Origin of the sequence: Peptococcus simiae, from assembly GCF_046569735.1 — a bacterium.
GTDB classification, from domain to species: Bacteria; Bacillota; Peptococcia; order Peptococcales; family Peptococcaceae; genus Peptococcus; species Peptococcus simiae_A.
Window position 1 is genome coordinate 16,285 of the sequence record NZ_JBKICG010000010.1, and the last position, 19,985, is coordinate 36,269.

Annotated in this window: 16 protein-coding genes; 9 read left to right on the forward strand and 7 right to left on the reverse strand. The window is 54.3% G+C overall.

Translation table 11 applies throughout. The features are described from left to right. Positions 1 to 11: 11 nt before the first annotated feature. Positions 12 to 3,035, forward strand: coding sequence for a type I restriction endonuclease subunit R (locus ACLGL1_RS05565; RefSeq protein WP_411007757.1), 3,024 nt, complete (start codon positions 12 to 14; stop codon positions 3,033 to 3,035). A 91-nt stretch (positions 3,036 to 3,126) separates the two neighbouring features. On the opposite strand, the gene ACLGL1_RS05570 is transcribed toward ACLGL1_RS05565, so the two are convergent. The 7 genes from ACLGL1_RS05570 to ACLGL1_RS05600 form a co-directional block, all read right to left on the reverse strand. Then, positions 3,127 to 3,894, reverse strand: a complete 768-nt coding sequence (locus tag ACLGL1_RS05570) for an SDR family NAD(P)-dependent oxidoreductase (protein ID WP_411007758.1) — start codon at positions 3,892 to 3,894, stop codon at positions 3,127 to 3,129. A 131-nt stretch (positions 3,895 to 4,025) separates the two neighbouring features. Further along, complete coding sequence (locus ACLGL1_RS05575) at positions 4,026 to 4,526, reverse strand: hypothetical protein (protein ID WP_411007759.1); 501 nt, start codon at positions 4,524 to 4,526, stop codon at positions 4,026 to 4,028. 77 nt (positions 4,527 to 4,603) lie between these two features. Further along, complete coding sequence (locus tag ACLGL1_RS05580; protein WP_411007760.1) at positions 4,604 to 5,026, reverse strand: hypothetical protein; 423 nt, start codon at positions 5,024 to 5,026, stop codon at positions 4,604 to 4,606. 183 nt (positions 5,027 to 5,209) lie between these two features. Then, entirely contained in the window at positions 5,210 to 5,629 is a 420-nt protein-coding gene (locus ACLGL1_RS05585; RefSeq protein ID WP_411007761.1) for a hypothetical protein, read from the reverse strand. Continuing rightward, entirely contained in the window at positions 5,622 to 6,347 is a 726-nt protein-coding gene (locus ACLGL1_RS05590; protein ID WP_411007762.1) for an N-acetylmuramoyl-L-alanine amidase family protein, read from the reverse strand. Before ACLGL1_RS05590 ends, ACLGL1_RS05585 begins: the two co-directional genes overlap by 8 nt. 66 nt (positions 6,348 to 6,413) lie before the next feature. Continuing rightward, a complete protein-coding gene (locus ACLGL1_RS05595; protein ID WP_411007763.1) occupies positions 6,414 to 6,647 on the reverse strand; it encodes a DUF2922 domain-containing protein in 234 nt (77 codons plus the stop codon). A 38-nt stretch (positions 6,648 to 6,685) separates the two neighbouring features. Then, positions 6,686 to 6,904, reverse strand: coding sequence for a DUF1659 domain-containing protein (locus ACLGL1_RS05600; protein ID WP_411007764.1), 219 nt, complete (start codon positions 6,902 to 6,904; stop codon positions 6,686 to 6,688). 448 nt (positions 6,905 to 7,352) lie between these two features. On the opposite strand from ACLGL1_RS05600, the gene ACLGL1_RS05605 reads away from it, so the two are divergent. The 8 genes from ACLGL1_RS05605 (at position 7,353) to ccsA (ending at position 19,984) form a co-directional block, all read left to right on the forward strand. Then, positions 7,353 to 9,224 carry an aryl-sulfate sulfotransferase gene (locus ACLGL1_RS05605; RefSeq protein ID WP_411007765.1) on the forward strand — a complete coding sequence of 624 codons (1,872 nt, stop codon included), beginning with the start codon at positions 7,353 to 7,355 and terminating at the stop codon, positions 9,222 to 9,224. Between the two features lie 528 nt (positions 9,225 to 9,752). Beyond that, positions 9,753 to 12,683 carry a hypothetical protein gene (locus tag ACLGL1_RS05610; RefSeq protein ID WP_411007766.1) on the forward strand — a complete coding sequence of 977 codons (2,931 nt, stop codon included), beginning with the start codon at positions 9,753 to 9,755 and terminating at the stop codon, positions 12,681 to 12,683. Positions 12,684 to 13,023: 340 nt separating this feature from the next. Further along, the gene (pheS, locus tag ACLGL1_RS05615) at positions 13,024 to 14,061 is read left to right on the forward strand and encodes a phenylalanine--tRNA ligase subunit alpha (protein WP_411007767.1); all 1,038 of its coding nucleotides are present in this window, start codon (positions 13,024 to 13,026) and stop codon (positions 14,059 to 14,061) included. After that, a complete protein-coding gene (gene pheT, locus ACLGL1_RS05620) occupies positions 14,055 to 16,484 on the forward strand; it encodes a phenylalanine--tRNA ligase subunit beta (protein WP_411007768.1) in 2,430 nt (809 codons plus the stop codon). Before pheS ends, pheT begins: the two co-directional genes overlap by 7 nt. Positions 16,485 to 16,543: 59 nt before the next feature. Continuing rightward, on the forward strand, positions 16,544 to 17,389 hold the full coding sequence (lgt, locus tag ACLGL1_RS05625; RefSeq protein ID WP_411007769.1) for a prolipoprotein diacylglyceryl transferase: 846 nt from the start codon (positions 16,544 to 16,546) through the stop codon (positions 17,387 to 17,389). Further along, entirely contained in the window at positions 17,376 to 17,771 is a 396-nt protein-coding gene (locus tag ACLGL1_RS05630) for a metal-dependent transcriptional regulator (RefSeq protein WP_411007770.1), read from the forward strand. The genes lgt and ACLGL1_RS05630 overlap by 14 nt, the downstream gene beginning before the upstream one ends. A 298-nt stretch (positions 17,772 to 18,069) precedes the next feature. Further along, positions 18,070 to 19,218, forward strand: a complete 1,149-nt coding sequence (locus tag ACLGL1_RS05635; protein WP_411007771.1) for a cytochrome c biogenesis protein ResB — start codon at positions 18,070 to 18,072, stop codon at positions 19,216 to 19,218. After that, positions 19,211 to 19,984: a cytochrome c biogenesis protein CcsA gene (gene ccsA, locus ACLGL1_RS05640; RefSeq protein ID WP_411007772.1), complete on the forward strand. Its 774-nt coding sequence runs from the start codon at positions 19,211 to 19,213 to the stop codon at positions 19,982 to 19,984. Before ACLGL1_RS05635 ends, ccsA begins: the two co-directional genes overlap by 8 nt. The last annotated feature ends 1 nt before the right edge of the window (position 19,985 follow it).

Below are 19,985 nucleotides of genomic sequence, written 5' to 3' on the forward strand. Positions count from 1 at the left end.
GGGGTGATTGTATGCCGGAAGACCAAGCCGGGTATGAACTGGCGACGATAGCGGAAATGACCGGGGGGATTATCCTCTCCCATTACAAAAGAGAAGATGGTGTCCAGGAAACGGCCTACCAGACGGAGGCGGAGCTGGAGGACCGGCTCATGGCCAACTTACAGGCCCAGGGCTATGCTTATCTGGCGGCCCGGACCTCGGCAGACTTATATGCCAACCTAAAAATCCAGCTGGAAAGGTTGAACCAGGTGGTTTTTTCGCCCAATGAGTGGCGGCGGTTTCTGTTGGAGTATCTGGATGCCCCCGGTGATGGGATGATTGAAAAGACGGCTAAAATCCAGGAGGACTATATTTATGACTTCACCTTTGATGATGGCCATGTGCAGAATATTAAAATCCTGGATAAGAAGAATATCCATAATAACTTCCTCCAGGTGACCCACCAGGTGGAGCAGGCAGGGACCCATGCCAACCGCTATGATGTGACCATCCTGGTCAATGGCCTGCCTCTGGTCCATGTTGAGCTGAAAAAGCGGGGGGTCAACCTCCAGGAGGCCTTTAACCAGATCCACCGGTATAGCAAGGAAAGCTTTAATGATGGGAACTCCCTCTATAAGTATGTCCAAATCTTTGTGATTTCCAATGGGACCTATACCCGCTACTTTGCCAATACCACGGCCCGGAGTAAAAACAATTACGAATTTACCATTGAATGGGCGGATGCCCGGAACCGGGTCATCCGGGACTTGGAGGACTTTACCAAGACCTTCTTTGAAAAGCGGGTGGTCTTGGAAATTTTGACCAAGTACTGTGTTTTTGACAGCTCCAATACCCTCCTGATCATGCGGCCCTACCAGATTGCGGCCACAGAGCGGATTTTGTGGAAGATCCGGTCCGGCTATGAGGGGAAAAAGGCCGGGACCATTGACGCCGGGGGCTTTATCTGGCACACGACCGGGTCCGGGAAGACGCTGACTTCTTTTAAGGCGGCCCGGCTGGCCTGTGGCCTGGATTTTATTGACAAGGTCTTCTTTGTGGTGGACCGGAAGGATTTAGACTTTCAGACCATGAAGGAGTACCAAAAGTTCCAGGCGGACAGTGTCAATGGGAGCGTGGATACCCGGGCCTTAAAGGCCAATATTGAAAAGGACGATAACCGGATAGTGGTGACCACCATCCAAAAGCTCTACGAATTCATCAAGAAAAACCCCAACCACCCCATTTACCAAAAGCACTGCGTCCTCATCTTTGATGAGTGCCACCGGTCCCAGTTTGGGGATGCCCAAAAGGGGATTCGGAAGTCTTTCAAGAAGTACTACCAGTTTGGCTTTACCGGGACGCCTATTTTTGTGGAAAACTCCCTGGGCGGGGAGACCACGGCCGGCATTTTTGGGGCCCAGCTCCACAGCTATGTGATTACCGATGCCATCCGGGATGGCAAGGTGCTCAAGTTTAAGGTGGACTATAATAACACCCTGCCTAAGTTCAAATCTGGGGAGAAGGAGCTTGATGAGGGCAAGCTGGCCCATCTGGAAAAGAAAATGTTTCTGCATCCGGAGCGGATTGCGGAAGTGACCCGGTATATCCTGGAGGTGTACGACAGGAAGACCCACCGGAATGAATATTATGACCTCAAGCACCGGCGGCTGAACGGTTTTAATGCCATGTTCGCTGTCCAGAGTGTGGATGCGGCCAAGCTTTATTATGAGGAATTTGAGAAACAACAGGCCCGGCTGCCGGCAGACAAGCGGTTGAAGGTGGCGACCATTTATAGCTTTGCGGCCAATGAAGACCAGTCGGCCCAGGGGGAAATCCCGGAAGAAGGCTTTAATGTGTCGGCCATGGATTCATCGGCCAAGGCTTTTTTAGATAAGGCCATTGCGGATTATAATGCCTACTTTAAGACCAATTTTTCCACCCAGGGGGCAGATTTTCAAAATTACTACCGGGACTTATCAGCCCGGGTCAAGGATAAGCAGGTGGACTTGCTTATTGTGGTGGGGATGTTCCTGACCGGCTTTGATGCCCCGACCTTGAATACCCTTTTTGTAGATAAGAACCTGCGCTACCATGGGCTGATCCAGGCCTTTTCCCGGACCAACCGGATTTTGAACAAGGTCAAGGCCTTTGGGAATATCGTCTGCTTTAGGGATTTGGAAGAGGCAACCAAGGATGCCATCAAGACCTTTGGGGATGAGAACAGCCTCAATATTATTTTGGAAAAGAGCTATGAAGAGTACATCCATGGCTATGAGGATGAGCTGACCGGGGAAACCATGCGGGGCTATATCGACATCTGCCAGGAGCTTTTAGACCGGTTCCCTGACCCGAGCAACCTGGCCTTGGAATCTGAAGAGAAGGACTTTGTCAAGCTTTTTGGCGAATTCCTGCGGTCGGAGAATATCCTGCGGAACTTTGACGAATTCCAGCAGATGGATCCCCTTATTTCTGACCGGCAAAAGCAGGACATGAAGAGCGCCTATATGGAAATTCGTAACAAGCATGCCCGGCCGGGTGGTCGGGACGGGGAGGGGGCGTCTCAGGTGGACTTTTCGGATGTGACCTTTGAGATTGACCTCTTAAAGACAGATGAAATCAACCTGGATTATATTTTGGCTCTGATTTTAGAAAAGCTCAAAGATAATGATGACATTGACCAGCTGAAAGAGGAAATCCGCCGGGTCATCCGGTCCAGCCTGGGGGCCCGGGCTAAGGAGCATTTGATTATTGACTTTATCAACCGGACGGACTTGAAGGCCTTAAGGACAACGGATGATATCCTGGAGGCCTTTTACAGCTTTGCCCGGGCTGAAAAGGAAAAGGATATCCACCAATTGGTTGCCGATGAGCAATTGAAGGGGACTTCCAAGTATTTTATTGAGCGGTCGATTGAAAGAGGCTTTGTCGAATATGCCGGGGATGAGCTGGATAAGATCCTGCCGCCCACCTCCAGGCGGCATGGGGCTCGTGAACGGAAAAAGGAATCTGTTTTAGAAAAAATTCGCCACTTGGTGAATGTATTTGTAGGGATTTAACCTGGGCCAATTTATGTATAAGCAAATCCGCCCCCTATCCGGGATAATCCGGATAGGGGGCGGGTTTATATGTTCTTCTAGCTAAGTCCGTTTAGTTGGCGCTGACGCCACCGTCTACGGGGATGGCGGCGCCGTTGACGAAGTCGGCTTTTTCGCTGGCCATGAAGAGGACTAGGTCGGCAATTTCTTGGACGTCTGCCTGGCGGATGGTGGCGTCCAGGCCGCTCATGACGCGCTGGATGCCGCGTTCGCTGGGGTGGGAGGCGTATTTGCCGACTTCGGTTTTAACGCCGCCGGGGCAGATGGCCAGGCAGCGGATATTATCATGGGCGTACATGTAGGCGGTGTTTTTGGTCAGGCCTACCAGGGCGTGCTTGGAGGCGGTGTAGGCGGCACCGGCCCGGCAGCCTTCCAGGCCGCCAATGGAGGCAATATTTATAATAACGCCGCCTCGGCCATCGTCGACCATGTGGTTGATGGCGGTTTTCATGGCGTGACGGGGGCTGTCCAGATTGATCTTAAAGACCTTATCCCAGAGGGCATCATCCACTTCGCCAATGGGCATGAATTCGTCCATCATGCCGGCGTTATTGATTAGGATGTCAATCCGGCCGCCTTCTTGGACGGCGGTTTCGACAATGCAGCTGTTATTTTCATCAACCGCTAGGTCGGCGGTGATGGGTAAGAGGACACCGGAGGCGTCTTTGAGGCTTTCTTTTAGTTCCAGGAGTCGGTCTGTCCGGCGGGCAACAGCAATAACGGTAGCACCTTCTTCTACGAAACTTTGGGCAATGGCATAGCCCATGCCGGAGCTGGCGCCGGTAACGACGACGGTTTTGTTTTTAAATTGGAATTCCATAATAGACCTCCTTGTGTATTGACAACCAATAGCTGTTACATAATAGTATAAGGCTTTATAGAACAGAATTGGTGGAAAATACCAGGCAACGAATTATTTTATAGAAAATTGTGACGATGGGCTGGTTAGGGCTAGAGGCCCAGTTCTTCGCTAATGGTGCCGAAGAAGGCCAGGGCGCAGCAGAGGATGGCTTCTTTCTTCCGGGCATAGTAGCTGGACCGCTCCAGGTGGAGGTCTTCCATGAGGGCCATGTCGGTTGACCGGGGGTGGCTGCAGTAGTAGCCTTTTAAAATGGCGGCATAGAGGGGGCCGGGGCCCGGGTAGCGGGCGGTGGCCTCGATGGCCTGGCCGACCATGGTGGTCAAAAAAACATGGTGACGGCTCTGGTGGCCAGTCCGGGTCTTGGACCCGGCCTTATCCATGAGCCGGTCTAAGAGGAGGAGGGCCTGGGTGGTGTCTTCCGGGGTGAAAGCCTCTCTTTCCCGGGAGCGGCTTTGCTCTTCAGCCAGCCATACCAGGCCGGCATAGTCATCTAGGAGGTCTTTCATTTGGGAGATGGCGGTGGAGCAGTTGAGGCCGATACGGCGGGCTTGTTGGCGGAGGCGGCGGGCATCTGATCCTAGGCGGGGCATGGCTGTCTTCCTTTCTAAATTGAGGGTGATGAGATAAGATTAATATACCAGAACACACGTTCTTAATCAAGGGCTTTTTAGCTTTGCTGAGATGCGTCTTCCAGGGCCGCCCGCAATCGAGCTAGGGCGCGGTGCTTCCGCTTATGAATGGCGGCCGGTGATAGGCCCAAGTCCTTGGCCAGGGCCCGTTCAGTGGTTTCACCTAGGACCAGCTGCCAGAGCCGGTCTTGGACGGTGGGGGAGAGGGTGGCCAGGGCCTTTTCTAGGGCCGCCCGGTCCAGCCGGGCCAGGTAGTCGGCTTCGCCGCCGGGGACGCTTAGGGGGGTGAGGGCGTCTTCAGGGACGCCGCTGGCGGCCAGGTCGGTCAGGCTCCAGCTGTGGCTGGCGGCCAGGCGGTCCTGGTAGCGGGCCTGTTCGTGGCTCTGCCAGTAGGCCCGGTAGACGGCTTCGCTGACGGGGACGGCTGTATGGTTGATATAGATGGTTTTGGTTTTTTTCATTGGGATATCCTTTCTCTGTACCTAGTTATGGAGTTAGAAAAAGGGGATCCGGTGGGGCACGGGCCATGGCGGTCTATCCTTTCAATAAAAAAAGCGCCTGTGCCAAGCACAGACGCTTGTCTATCTCGAGGATAGAACATATGTTCTTAGTATGGAGTAGGGGGATAGCCCGGGAAGGGTCGGTTAGGGGTGGGGAGGGGGTCGACGACGGAGGAGGGCCAGGGCCATGGCGGACAGGGACCCGCCGGAGAGGGTCAGGCCGGTGGCCAGGTCCCCCTGGGCCAGGGAGTCAAAGCCGCCCAGGCCGGCCAGGATGGCCAGGAAAAAGGTGAGGAGGAGTTCGGCTAGGTCCCGGCGGGCGGCGCTGCGGAGGGCCAGGGCCCGGAGATGGTCTTGGCGGGCCGCCCTTTCCCGGGTCAGCTTGACCAGGCGGGAGGCCAGACCGGGAGAGATGGCTTCATACCGGGCCAGGTCTTCGGGATCAGGCAGGGGGCCCAGGTGCCAGTGGGCCAGGGTGGTAGAAGCCTGGTCTTCAGTTGGCAGGCCGGTGGGCCGGTCAGGGGCGGTGGGGATGAAGGCGGGGTCTTGATCACTTCTAGGCATGACGGTCACCATGGAGGCGGTAGAGGAAGGCCAGGACTTCTTCCCGACTGGCCGGGGCCTGGTAGGCCGGGCCATCTGTCCGGCCCCGGAGGAGGCCGGTGGCTTCCGCCCACTTGACGGCTTCTCGGGCCCAGGGAGAGGGGGCCGGTTGTGGGGTCGGCTGGGCTTGGGCCTGGGCCCGGAGCTGGTCGACGGTGGTCTGGATGGCCTGGACAAAGGTCGGCCACCGGCCCTGGCCCAGGATCAGCCGGGGGCAAAACTTGCCGCTCCAGTCCTGGTGCTTATAAATCTGCCAATTGGGGTAGGTGATGAGTAAGGCGGCGTTTAAGAGGATGGCATTGGCTTCAGCGGCGGCGGCCTGGCTTTCGCAGATTTCGATGGCGACGGTGGTCATATTGCCGGGGCCCTGGCCATCGCCGGCGTGCCAGGCCACTTCATTGATGGGGAGGGTCTGGACAATGCGCCGGTGGTCGACAAAGAAGTGGGCGCCGACATAGGCTTCATTCCGGGTCTCTACCCCGGCCAGCCATTGGGCATGGGCCCGGGCGTCGGCTGTGGGGGATGGATTACCGGTATTGTGGTTGGTAATGCCCCGGGTGGTGGTCATGGGGATGCCGGTGCGGACGTAGGGGCTGGTATCCTTGGGAATGATGGCCCTTTCCAGGGGGACGCCGGCAATGGTCGGGTCAGTGATGATGCCGTTTTGGATATGGAGCATGGGCTTTTCCTTTCTGGTCAGGGATGACCGCAAAAAAATAAGCGGGGCCGGGGCCCCGCTCAAGGTTTATTCGCTTGCTGCCCGGTAGAGGTCGCTGGTGGTCCGGGTGACCAGTTGGGCCAGCTCGCCTTTGACATAAAGGGCCTCGCCGTTTTTAAAAACGGTGCTGGCGACCATGTCGTCCATGGCCTTTTTGGCCATGTCGGCGGTCAGGTCCCCCCTGGGATCAGCCAGGGTCATGTTGGCCTTTTTACCTTCAGAGGTTAAAAAGGTTAATACAAGGGATTTCTGTTCATTCATGGCTACACCTCCTTTCAGGTGAATGGGTCAGGGATGGCTTAACCGGCAGTGAGGACGTTTTCAGTGACCAGGCTGAACTCATCCGGGCTACCGGTGAGCAGGCTGGCGACGGCAGTACAAGCGCTGTGGAGCTGGCTTTCGTTGGCGTCGAAGTTGATATTGGCAAAAGAGCGGGATCGGATGCGTTTTTTGCCCTTGGCATCTTCGCCGACATTCATAGCCACCCGCAGGCGCTTGCTTTTTAAGGTCAGGGCCATGGTTTTCACCTCCTTTATGATTTCCGGGGGACTTGCCCCTCATATCCTTAAGGAAAAAAGCGGGGGTTTGCTTACCCCTGTTCAAAAAAATAGACATGGCCCTTGGCCTTTAGCCCGAAAATTTAATGAAGGGAGAGGGAAGTATGCTTAAACCTTTATTTTTAGATGGAGGTATTTTTATGGGGACCCTGGGCCTGTGCCTGCTCCCGGCCTGGATCCTTTACCGGGCCTTTAACCAAAAGGGGGACCTTTAGGCTGCTCCCAAAGCCTTAGAAAGGAATGGTCCGGGGTATAGCCGGTGCAGATAGGGCTATAGTAGCTTTGAATAGAGGTGTAAGTATCTTCTGTCTTTTTTGAAAGTGTGCTATACTAAGAATAAGTCCGCCGTCTGATAGGCGCGGGACGTTTTTTCGCTTATTAATGCTTAGTAAATTAAGGAGTGAATTGATTGAAAACTGAATTAAAAGAAACAAAACACCTGATCACAGAACAGTACGAATCTGAACAGGCCTTTTTAAAAGAATTCCGAGATGGCAACTACACCTATGACAAGCCCTATGTCAAGGCCAACCCCTACCTCATTAACCCGATGGCAGCTGTCCTCTGCTTTAACACCGATACAGAAACGGAAGTCACAGTAACCGTCAAGGGGAAAACCCCTGAAGCCGATATGGGCCACACCTTCCCGGCAGCCAAGGAACATGTCCTGCCGATTTACGGCCTGTATGACGGCTATGAAAACACCATCGAAATCAAGCTGGCCGATGGCAGTACTTCTGAAGTCAAGCTGGCCATTGAAGAACAAAACATCAACCGGGCCTCCTTTGTTGAAACGACCCCGGAATACTTCGGCAACGATGTCATGTTCGTTTCCACCACCACCCCCCTCATTGAATCCTGCAAGACCATCGCTGTGGACTATGCCGGGGATGTCCGTTGGATGAACATCAACCTGCAGAGCTGGGACATCAAAAAGGCAGCCAATGGCCGTCTCTTATACACCTCCCACCGGACCATCCAAAAGCCCTACTACACCATCGGCATTTGCGAAATGGACATGACCGGGAAAATCTACAAAGAATACCGGCTTCCGGGCGGTTTCCACCATGATGTCTTTGAAATGGAAAACGGCAACCTCCTCTGCGCCTCTGACAATGACTTTGACGATTCTGTTGAAGACTATGTTGTTGAAGTGGACCGGAAAACCGGTGAAATCGTTAAGAGCTGGGACCTCCAGCCCATGCTGCCCCGGTCCGGTGGGGACGCCGGCGACTGGAACAACCACGACTGGTTCCACAACAACTCTGTTTGGTATGACAAACCGACCAACTCCATCACCATGAGTGGCCGTCACAAGGACGCTGTCATCAACTTTGACTATGACACCGCTGAACTGAACTGGATCATCGGTGACCCGGAAACCTGGCCGGAAGAATATCAAAAGTACTTCTTCAAAAATGTCACCAAGGGTGACTTTGACTGGCAGTATGAACAGCACGCCGCCAGCATTTTACCTAATGGGGATGTCTTCCTCTTCGACAACGGGACCTACCGGTCTAAGAGAGAAGAAAACCGGGTAGAACCGGATGATAACTTCTCCCGTGGGGTCATTTACCGGATTGATACCGATAAGATGGAAATCGAGCAGGTTTGGCAGTATGGTAAGGAGCGTGGGGCTGAATTCTATTCCCCCTACATCTGCAATACCGAATACTATGCCGATGGCCACTACATGGTCCACTCCGGCGGGATTGCCACCTACCGGGGTGTCCACACCGACGTCCTCGGCGCTTCCCTCTTAAACAGCTACCCCCACATCCACCTGAAACTCTGGAGTGAAACCGTTGAACTTTTAAATGATGAAGTGAAATTCCGGATGATTGTTGAAGGTGGGAACTACTACCGGGCCCGCCGCCTGTCCCTCTATGATGACCAGACCAAGCTAGACCTGGGCAAGGGCCAACTCATGGGCTCTTTAGGGGTGACCCCTGAATTTATGAAGGTCAACTTCAAGGATGCCGGCGAAGTCCCGGCCATCCATGAATTAAAAATGGAACTGGAAGAAGACCGGCTGGCCTTCCGGGCTATGTTCCGGGAAGGCAGTGAAGTCATCATCGAACTGCGCGGGGAAACAGACCACTTCTACAACCTGCCGACAGAAGTGCATGACGTTACCGCCGCCTGTGTCGCCTTCGAAGAAGAAAACGACAACGACTTCCAATTCTACATCCACCGGGAAGGCCTGGAAGGTGGCACCTATGATGTCTACCTGGATGTTGATGGCAAACGCTATGACACAGGCTATACTGTGAATATGTAATCTAATTGAATAAGCAGCAGCCGGCTTTGACCAGCCTCCCTTTTCTTGGTACCAAGGAAGGGGAGGCTTTTTTGTGGTCAAAGGGGTGACTTGGTGAGTGGCTCTGGCTTCTTAACGGATGCCGACATTTATTGAATTTGCCAGGCAGCAATTCAAGCTTTTGGGATCAGTGGTCACTGGACTTGGAGAGGGTGATAGTTGCCGGAAAGGGGTGGTCTTGTTTTTTGACTGGTCGGTTTTAGAGGGGTTGGCCAGGTAAGGGATTCGGTCAAGGGTGCCGTCGGGGGAGCAATATTCCTAGTAAAATACTGGGCTTAAAGCTGGAGATTCTTTTTTGCCGGTTACGGGGTGGTATCGGGGGTTAGGGGAAGCTTATAACCTTGACGGGATCTAGGAAGACTTGCCGTCCTGACGGGGGTTGGTCAAAAGTTGAAAAAGTGACCTGGTGGGGAAGAAATGGTTTTGTGGACCCCGGCTAGGGCGTATAGTATTAGGTAGTCACGATGATGACGGAGAGGGGGTGAAAAAATGGTTGATTTTATGAAAGAAAGTAAGAGGGCTTGGAACTGGCTTCGGTTGGTTATCCTGGCTTTTCTTTTCTCCGTAGGACTTGGGGTCGGTGGCATCCTGCCTTTGCAGGCGGCTGATTTGCCGGGACCAGGGGATTTGCCAGCAAGCATTGATGATTCAAAACGGGCTACGACTGACCTGTCGGCAAACCTGGTGAAGCCCGAGGCGGCAGAACCGGGCCAAGCCGGTCAACAATCGACTAGCTATCAGGTTGATTCGCCGGAAAGCTGGCAAGCGACGATTGAGGCGATCAATCAAAACTCGGCTGATGCAATCATCGACCTGACTGGTGAGATTACCCTCACGGAGGGGGTAAGTTTTGCAGATCAAGCTAAAAAAATAATCATCCGCTCTGCTGGTCAAGAAGCTGGGATTATCTATTCACCGAAGGATGACACTATTGTCAAGCCCTTGCTGGATGTTCCTGAGGCCATTAACTTTCTGATTGAAGGTGAGATTACCTTTTCGGGTAAGGGTGCAGGGAAAAACCTTGCCTCTGCTTTGAATCGGCAAGGGGCCTTTATCAATAAGCAGGGGGGCAGCATGACCTTGGAGGGGGCTCGCTTTCAGGACTTGTCTATCGGGTCCGGCGACCATCCGACGGCGGCTGTGGTCCAGACCGGTGGTCTTTTGACGATGAAGGATGTTATCTTTGCTAATCTTCATATCCCATACAGTGCCCGGGGCGGCGCCCTATTCTTGCAAAACCAGGCTAGGGCAACAATTTCCGGCAGTCGGTTTGAAAATAACCAGGCGAAAAATGGCGGAGCCATCTTTATTGACGACGGCAGTCATCTGGAGGTTCAGACTGGGACTGTCTTTCGAGCAAATAGTGCAGATACAGGTATCCGGGAGGATAGTGTGGAAAAGACCGGCGGTAAGGGGGGAGCTATCATCGTTAACGGTGAGAGCAGTTCCTTGACCCTTGGCCAAGAAGGTGACGATTCTGACGACGGTTCCATCAGCTTTGAAGGGAACCGGGCCTTTTACGGTGGGGCGATTTGTGTCCAACAGGGGGCCAGGCTTCTTCAAAATACGGGACAGGTTATCAATAACTGGGCCCGGAAGGGGGCCGGCATCCATGTCAATGATGGCGGCTTTTTTGAAATGAATGGTGGCTTGATTGACGGTAATATGGCTGAAGGGAACCCGGATGGGGCCCATGACATGACGAAGTATATTCAAGCCACAGGCGGCGGCATCCGGATTGAAAAAGCCAAGGCTACCTTAAACCATGGGACCATCAGCAATAATATTGTCCGTGGTTATAAAAATGGGCCAACCGGTCATGGAGCCGGAATCCATGTGGTGGGCCACTTAACCGGTCCCGACCACCAACCGGACGTCCTCTTGCTTAAAAATGCACTGATTTATGACAATTATGCCAGGTACGAGGGAGGTGGCATTTGGATTTGCCCTACCGGCCGGGCTCGGGTAGAGACCGATACCGGCTTTTCCTCCAGTGTCTTGGCACGTTTGTCTGACAACCGGGCCGATGAGGCCGGGGATGATTTGTATTTTAAGGTGGTTGAACCAGACCATCCCGGACCTGCAGCCCTTCAGTTTTATTATCGGGAAGAGGATGACTTTCTAAACTTTGTTAAAGACGATGCTGATCACCGACAGGGAGCCGGTGAAGAAGGGGTCTTTTTGAAAGCTGGCCTTTATGCTAAGGACTTTGGGGTTAAGAATGTAGCCTCTCAGGAGGCGATTGCAGGAAGGCTTAACCAGTTGGACTTAAGCCAACGGGTGGTCATTACCGGTAACCGGAATGAATCCGGTTATGGTGGCGGTATTGGGACAGACGGGCTGGTCTTTATCAGTGATGCTCCTCGCTTTAAGGCCTTGCGGCTTGATTTGCTTAAAGTTTGGGATGCGGATACGCCAGACTTGCCAGCGGAGCTTTACTTTGATATCTACAATAAGGAGACCCGGCAGTGGCTTGGCCGTCTGATAGCAGATCCGAATGAAAAAAACCAGTGGCGAGGGATTTACAAGGATCTTCTCGACCTGTCTTCTTTATCCGTTACAGAAGAGGATATCAAGGCTAATCCGGCTTCGATTTTAGATGCCATCCAATTGGTAGAACGTTTTCCGGAAGGCTACCCCTATGCAAGTCAAGATTTCAGCCCAGTCTTTGAAGTGGTCTATAATGATAAATTAGGTGATTTAACCCTCAAGGCAAAAAATAACTTTGCTCCTCAAACAGCTTATGATTTGACTATCAAGAAAACGGTTGAAGGCAAGGCCGGTGACCGTGCCTTTCGCTTCAAGCTTAGGCTTTTTGATGAACATGGGTTGGCCATGACGGAGCCCCTTAAGGGGATTCATACCGATGCAGGCGGCCAGGAGAGCAAGGTAGATTTAGTAGCCAAAGATGGGATTTATCTGTTATCCTTAAGGAACCAGGAATCTATCCGGGTGGCTGGCTATGATAAGTGGCGGTTTGAACTTGTTGAAGAAGAACCGGGTGATTATGAGGTCAAGTATTACCTGGATGGTGTCCAGCTGGATAAGTCATTGACTGGTACTTGGGGACAGGCGGACTTGGAGGTAGTGGTCCTTAATCGTAGCCAGTCTGAAGATGGTGATCGTCCGTCGCCAATGCCGGATCCTGACCCCAAACCCGGCCCCAGCCCGAACCCCGGTCCGGGTCCTGAACCTATACCGGAACCGACTCCGGGCCCTGGTCCGCTTTTGTTTCCTGAACCGGTACCGGCAGAAAGGCCGGATTCTGTTGCAGGGGAAGCAGTTGAGACAGCGGCAAGGCCTGGAAGCCTTGGGCCAGTTGCTGCGAAACCGATTCCCAAAACCGGTAATCCTTACGGATATACTGCTCTGGGTCTTTTGCTATTTGGGCTTTTTTGCCTGAATCGGAAGGAATCCTAGAGGCAGGATAGGTTGCTTTTATACCGGTTTGCCAAATGATACTTGCTTGCATTGGATGGACTCTTATGCTAAACTAGGCCTATATTTCCGCAGTGATTGGGTGTCGGAGGCATGTGACTGTCACAGAGAGAGAGGGCTGGGTTGAGACCCTCTTGGCAGGGATTGCCTGCGGCTTTCGCCCGGGAGCGGCCGGTATTGAAGTCTTAGGATGGGTAGGTACCGGCGTGTGGCAGCGTTAATGCCATTGAGTGATTTCTGCAATGCGGAAATAACTAGGGTGGTACCACGAGCACTTCGTCCCTTGGGCGGAGGGCTCTTTTTAATTTAAAGGAGGATAACAGTGAAAGAGCAATTACAGGCAATCCGGGAAGAGGCCCTGGCCGATATTGGCCGGGCCAGGACCGTGGCTGAATTGAATGATGTCCGCATCTCTTACATGGGCAAGAAGGGGAAGGTAACCGCTATCCTGAAGGGGATGGGCAAGCTGTCCCCGGAAGAGCGCCCGGTTATGGGCCAGTTGGCCAATGAGGTCCGGGATGCCATCGGCCGGTCCCTGGAAGAAAAGCAGGCGGCCCTGGCTAGGGATGCCATGGCCGTCCGGCTCAAGGATGAAAAAATAGATGTGACCATGCCCGGCCGGGCCTTCCCGGTAGGGTCTGTCCACCCCCTGACCCAGGTCATCCGGGATGCAGAGCGGATTTTTGCCGGCCTGGGCTTTGAAGTGGCCCAGGGGCCAGAAATTGAAAGCGATTATTATAACTTTGAGGCCCTGAACCTGGCCAAGGACCATCCAGCCCGGGATATGCAGGATACCTTTTATATTAACCCGAATGTCCTCCTGCGGACCCAGACCTCCCCGGTCCAGGTCCGGACCATGGAAGCAAAGGCCGGGGTGGCCCCGGTGAAAATCATCTGCCCGGGTAAGGTTTACCGTCGGGACGATGACGCTACCCACTCGCCCATGTTCCACCAGATCGAAGGGCTCTGTGTGGATGAGGGCATCACCATGGGTGACTTAAAGGGCGTCCTCTTGAGCTTTATCCACCAGATGTTTGACGACAGCATTGACATCCGCCTCCGGCCTTCTTACTTCCCCTTTACGGAACCCTCCTGTGAAGTGGACATTTCCTGCGTGAATTGCGGCGGCAAGGGGTGTCGGGTCTGCAGCCACACCGGCTGGCTGGAAATTTTAGGCAGCGGCATGGTCCACCCCAATGTCCTCCGCTATGGCGGCTATGACCCAACCAAGGTCAGCGGCTTTGCCTTCGGTATGGGGGTTGAGCGGATTGCCATGATCAAATACGGGATTGATGACCTCCGCCTCTTCTTTGGCGGCGATTTACGCTTCCTGTCTCAATTCAAGGAGGGCTTATGTTAGTATCCTATAATTGGTTAAAAGAATATGTAGATATCAGTGAAAGTCCGGAAGTCCTGGCGGAAATGATCACCCGGGCCGGGGTGGAAATTGGCGGGATCAGCTACCCGGCGCAAGGGATTAGCGGGGTTGTGGTGGCAGAAGTCCTGACCTGCGAACCCTTGGCCGACTCGGACCACTTGAACCTTTGCCAGGTGTCCACCGGCAGCGGTGCCCCCCTCCAGGTGGTCTGCGGGGCGCCCAATGTGGCCGCCGGCCAAAAGGTCTGCTTTGCCCAGGTGGGGGCTGTCCTGCCGGGCAACTTCAAAATTAAAAAGGCCAAGCTCCGTGGCGTTGACTCTAATGGGATGATCTGTTCCATGCAGGAACTGGGCGTTGATGATGCCCTAGTGGCCCCGGCTGACAAGGATGGCATCCGGGTCCTGCCGGCAGATGCCCCCCTGGGGGAAGATGCCCTTGCCTACCTGGGCTTAAATGATGCCATCTTTGACTTGGACTTAACGCCCAACCGGTCCGACTGCCTGTCTGTTTATAATGTAGCCCGGGAAGTCGGGGCCCTCCTGGAGCGGCCGGTCCGCCCCCTGGATGTGGCCTTTTCCGGCCAGGCCGCCTCAGACGAAGGAATCCAGGTGACCCTGGAGGCCCCGGAACTCTGCCATCGCTATATCGGGACCCGGCTTTTAGGTGTGAAGGCCGGCCGGTCCCCCCTCTGGATGGAACAGCGGCTCCAGGCAGCCGGCATGCGGCCCCTGGGTGTCCTGGTGGATATTACCAACTATGTCATGCTGGAAACCGGCCAGCCCCTCCACGCCTTTGATGAAAAGGACATCGCCGGCCGGGAAATCATTGTCCGCCGGGCCAAGGATGGTGAGCACATCGTCAGCCTGGATGATGTGGACCGGGAACTGACCAATGACATGCTCCTTATTTGTGACCGGGACCGGGCCGTTGGGATTGCCGGGGTCATGGGGGGCGAAAATACGGAAATCAAGGACGATACGGAAAACATCTTCCTGGAATCCGCCTACTTTGAACCTCGTAATGTCCGCCGGACTGCCCAAAAGCTGGGCCTGCGGACCGAGGCCTCCATCCGGAACGAAAAAGGGGTTTCCATTAAAGGGGTTGAACTGGCAGCCCAGCGGGCAGCGGCCTTGTTTGAACGCCTGGCCGGCGCCCAGGTCATTGCTCCGGCCCAGGATGTCTACCCGGTTGAACAGCCGGATACCATTGTGCCCCTGCGCTTTGCCCGGGCCAATGCCCTCCTGGGGACCGATATCCCGCCGGAAACCATGGTCAGCTACCTGACCCGGCTCCAATTCGACCTGGTCGAAGAAGGGGAAGAGGGCATCCAAGTCCGGGTGCCTGACTGGCGGATGGACGTGACCATTGAAGAAGACCTCATCGAAGAAATTGCCCGCTTCTACGGCTATGATGAGATTCCGGCCACCCTCCCCTATGGGTCTACCAACCCCGGTGGCTTAACCGAAAAACAAAGGCTCCAGGAGGCCCTTGGCCGCCACCTCGTGGCAGCCGGCCTCCACGAGGTCCTGACCTACAGCTTCGTGGCTGAAGACTTTGCCGACAAGCTCCACATGGACCCGGCCGACCAACGGCGGGAGGTCATCGCCATTGATAACCCCCTGTCGGCCCAACTGGCTGTTATGCGGACCAGCCTGGTCCATAGCATTTTAGAGGCCGTCCAGGTCAACCGGAGCCACCAGGTGGCAGACGTGGCCATTTTTGAACGGGCCAAGACCTACCGGGCTGAAGGCGACCTGACCGGCCGCCAGCTGGCGACGGAGGAAGACCACCTGGTCATTGCCCTGGATGGGGGCAGCAACCGGGACTGGCTGGGCAGCCGGCAGGCATACGATTTCTTCTATCTAAAGGGGATCATCGAGCAGCTCTTCACCCGCCTGGACCTGGCAGGCCTGCGCTGGGAAGCCTGCACCGATGACCCGACCTGGCACCCGGGCCGGACTGCCCGGGTCTATCTGAATGACACCCTCCTGGGCCTGGTGGGTCAGGTCCACCCCCTGGTTTGCCAAAACTATGACCTCAGCGAAGCGGTTTACTGTGCTGAATTAAACCTGGAACCCCTCTATACCCTGGGCGTCGAGACCCCCAAGGCCGAAACCCCGAGCCGGTACCCGGCTGTTATGCGGGACCTGGCCCTGGTTGTGCCGGCAGACCTCAGTCATGCCGATATCAGCCGGACCATCCGGGCAGCCGCCTCTAGCGACCTCCGGGATATCGTCCTCTTTGACCGATACACCGGCGACCAGGTGGCCGACGGCATGGCCTCCATGGCCTATAGCCTGGCTTTCCAGAATAAAGAGCAAACCTTAACCGATGACCGGGTTGAAAAAGACATGGCTGCTATCCTGGCAGCCTGTAAAGACTTAGGCGCAACTATCCGTGAATAATAAATGAAGATACCCCATGATGTTTCTTCCTTTGCTAAATGGGGTAAGAATTTAGCAATGTGACTTTTGACATCGCCTTAACCACCGCCCTCCAGCGGTGTCGGTTGAAAGGAGCAAGTGTGGATCCGATTGCATTTCAAATAGGCCCCCTGGCGGTTCGCTGGTATGGGCTCCTTATAGCCCTGGCCTTCCTCATCGCCCTAATGATGACCGGCCGGGGGGTCAAGAAGGCCGGCCTGGATGAAGAAAAATACTATAGCCTGGTGATGGTCATGATCGTTATGGCCATCCTGGGGGCCCGGCTCTACTATGTGGTCTTTAACTGGCCCTATTACGCCGCCCATCCCGGTGAGATTATAGCCATTTGGCATGGGGGGCTGGCCGTTCATGGTGGGCTCATCGCCGGGACCCTGACCCTCTTTTTGGGCAGCCGCCACTATGGTTTTCGCTTTTGGCAGCTGGCAGACATCATTGCCCCCTGGATGATTTTAGGCCAGGCCATTGGCCGCTGGGGGAACTACTTTAACCGGGAAGCTTACGGCTATGCGGTAGATAAGGCCGATGTGCCCTGGGCCATTGAGATCAATGGCCAGTGGCACCACCCGACCTTCTTATACGAATCCCTTTGGAACCTCCTAGGCTTCGGGATTTTAATGGTCATTGCCCGGAGCACCTGGGCCCGGGAGGGGGAAGTGGCCCTGGTCTACCTGATCTATTACTCAGTCGGACGTTTTGTAATTGAAGGCTTTCGTACAGACAGCCTGATGCTTGGTCCCTTGCGGATGGCCCAGGTGATCAGCTTGCTGCTTTTCATTGGGGCCGGAGCAGTCCTGCTTTGGCGCCGGCGGCAAGGGGGCCTGAAGATGGTCTCTCATGAAAGGAAGGATACAGATGACCACAAATGATGAAATTTATGAGTCTGGGGAAGATTATTTGGAATGTATCTTACGGCTGCAAAATCGCCAGGGGGAAGTGAAGAGTATTGACGTGGCCAATGCCATGAACTACTCCAAGCCCTCCATTAGCCGGGCCATGAAAATACTACAGGAAAAGGGCTTCATCCTCATGGATAAGAAAAAATTCATCCACCTGACCGATGAAGGCCTGCAAAAGGCGGAAGAAGTCTACAAGCGCCACCTCCTCCTTAGGGAGGCCCTAATTAGCCTCCTGGGTGTCAGCCCGGAAACGGCAGAGCAGGACGCCTGCCGGATTGAGCATATTGTCAGCCAGGAAACGATTGATAAAATTTCCGCCAAGATGGAAGCCCATTTAATGGCGGAAAAATAATATTGAAACGACAAGGTCGCCCTCGAAGGCGACCTTTTTTTGTCCCCTGATAGGGAAAACCGAGCCCAGGCTATTTGTACCGACCTTCACAATAAGATTGAGATAAGATGGCCGGGGAAGTCATCTTTTTGGAATAGTTGAGATAAATAATAATTTTACATTTGTCCGTTTAGAAAGAGGGAAAACTTGTTAAAGCCTTTGGCAACATGATATAATGACCGAAGTACGCTTTCTTTTTTACTTCTGTTTTGAGCAGAAGAGAAGTTATCGAAGCCACTGGAAAGCGAGCGGAGGCGATATGCTCAAGTTTATTTCATCTATACGCTTAGCGGTCATTTTAATAGCAACCCTGGCCGGTATGGCGGTTTCAGCAACGATTTTTGACCAAACGGAGGTCTTTTACTCGACGCCCTTCTTGGTGGTTGTGGGCCTTTTTTTTGTGAACCTTTTAACTTGCACCCTCAGCCTCCTGCCCCGGGTGGCCAAACGCTTGCGCCGGGGGGTGGGGGACCTACCCGAGGGAGTCGGGGCCTACCAGGCTTCAGCGGCTTCGGAAGAGGCCATCCGGGCTTTCTTCGCTAAAGACCGCTTTGCGGTCCAGGAAGAGCGGAAGGGGGAGGCCCTCTACCTCTACGGGGTCAAGGGGCGGCTGCCCCTCCTGGCCCCGCATGTCCTCCACCTGGCTATTTTAATTATCATCGTCGGGGCGGTCTTATCCACCTTTGGCGTGAAGGCGACCATGCAGGTGGCTGAAGGGGATATCCAGGCCATACCGAAGCAGATTGCTGAAGCAACAGGCCTTGAAAAGTTGGCCGTCCAGTCCTTCAAGACGGAATATGATGGCCAGGGCCATGTGAACAACTGGCAGACGGCCTTTGAACTCTTTGGCGATACAGGAAAAGTAGGCAACGGGGATACCCGGGTCAATCACCCCTATAAAAAGGGGGGCCTGTCCATTTACCAGATGGGCTATGGCCGGCGCTTTGACGTCAATTTCAGCACAGGTAGCGAGGAAACCAGTGGGGGCTATGCCTTCCCTGAAGACCAGAAAATCCCCCTGGCAGAGGGCTACTTTATCCTCCAGGCTATGGGCAAGGAAGCCCTCCTCTATATGGAATATGATAAGGATGGCCAGATGGTCCGCCAGGAGGCCTTAAAGCCCGGCGCCGGGCTGAACTTGACCAACGGCAACCGGCTGGACTATATCCGGCCCCTGGAATATACGATTTTAGAATTAAAGTACGGCCACGGGGTCCAGGCAGTTTTTGCCGGCTTTATCCTGGCCGCCTTGGCTTCATTTATGCTACTCTTAGGCCGCTATACTGCAGTCGGTGTCCGGGTTGACCCGGCCGGAACGGTGGCGGTTCGCCTAGATGCCAAGGGACGGGAGCGGAAGCGCCTGGCCCAGAACCTATCCATAAAGGATGTGACAAAAGGGAATGATTAACTGGCAACACTTACTGATGACAGCCCCCCTGGTCTTAGCCATCTGTACAGCCCTGGCCGGCGCTGCGTCGGCTAAAAAAACGGCCCAAACCCTAGCAAGGGTAGCGGCGGTTTTAGGTTTTCTCTGTTCAGCGGGCATCCTGGTCCTCCGGGGTGTGCAAATGAAGCACCTGCCCCTATCCAGCGGGCTGGACTTCAGCCTCTGGCTTTGTGCGGTCTTATTCTTATTTACGATTTTCCTCTTGGCCAAGCTGCGGATGCCGCTTGTGGTGGTTTTGCTCAGCATCATGATCGCTATTTTAGCGGCTTGGGTCTTATCCCAGAACCATGAAGTGGCGCCGATGGCGCCGGCTTTACGGTCGCCCTGGCTGTCGGTCCATGTTCTTTCCGCCATGCTATCTTATAGTGTGCTGACGGTATCCTTTGTTTTATCCCTGGTCATTGCCACCCGGAAGGTGGACAAGAACACTGACCGGTTGGACGACTGGGCCTACCGCCTGGTCCTTTTGGGCTTACCCCTGCTGACGGTCATGCTTGTGACGGGCTCCATTTGGGCAGAATATGCCTGGGGGAGTTACTGGAGCTGGGACTGGAAGGAAGTCTGGGCCCTGGTGACCTGGTTGGTCTATGCTTTATACTTACACTTGCGAGTGGGTGGGTGGCGTAATAAACAAGCTGCCTATTTAAATATACTCGGCTTTGCTGTGGTGGTCTTTACCTTCTTTGGGGTGAGTTACCTCTTACCAGGCCTGCACAGCTATCTCTAAC

Coding starts and splice junctions, on each gene's coding strand:
- pheT (WP_411007768.1), top strand. CDS start 14,055: ATGTTAGTATCCTATAATTGGTTAAAAGAATATGTAGATATCAGTGAA.
- ACLGL1_RS05575 (WP_411007759.1), bottom strand. CDS start 4,526: ATGCCCCGCCTAGGATCAGATGCCCGCCGCCTCCGCCAACAAGCCCGC.
- ACLGL1_RS05585 (WP_411007761.1), bottom strand. CDS start 5,629: ATGCCTAGAAGTGATCAAGACCCCGCCTTCATCCCCACCGCCCCTGAC.
- ccsA (WP_411007772.1), top strand. CDS start 19,211: ATGATTAACTGGCAACACTTACTGATGACAGCCCCCCTGGTCTTAGCC.
- ACLGL1_RS05565 (WP_411007757.1), top strand. CDS start 12: ATGCCGGAAGACCAAGCCGGGTATGAACTGGCGACGATAGCGGAAATG.
- ACLGL1_RS05590 (WP_411007762.1), bottom strand. CDS start 6,347: ATGCTCCATATCCAAAACGGCATCATCACTGACCCGACCATTGCCGGC.
- ACLGL1_RS05635 (WP_411007771.1), top strand. CDS start 18,070: ATGCTCAAGTTTATTTCATCTATACGCTTAGCGGTCATTTTAATAGCA.
- ACLGL1_RS05580 (WP_411007760.1), bottom strand. CDS start 5,026: ATGAAAAAAACCAAAACCATCTATATCAACCATACAGCCGTCCCCGTC.
- ACLGL1_RS05600 (WP_411007764.1), bottom strand. CDS start 6,904: ATGGCCCTGACCTTAAAAAGCAAGCGCCTGCGGGTGGCTATGAATGTC.
- ACLGL1_RS05630 (WP_411007770.1), top strand. CDS start 17,376: ATGACCACAAATGATGAAATTTATGAGTCTGGGGAAGATTATTTGGAA.
- ACLGL1_RS05570 (WP_411007758.1), bottom strand. CDS start 3,894: ATGGAATTCCAATTTAAAAACAAAACCGTCGTCGTTACCGGCGCCAGC.
- ACLGL1_RS05610 (WP_411007766.1), top strand. CDS start 9,753: ATGGTTGATTTTATGAAAGAAAGTAAGAGGGCTTGGAACTGGCTTCGG.
- ACLGL1_RS05595 (WP_411007763.1), bottom strand. CDS start 6,647: ATGAATGAACAGAAATCCCTTGTATTAACCTTTTTAACCTCTGAAGGT.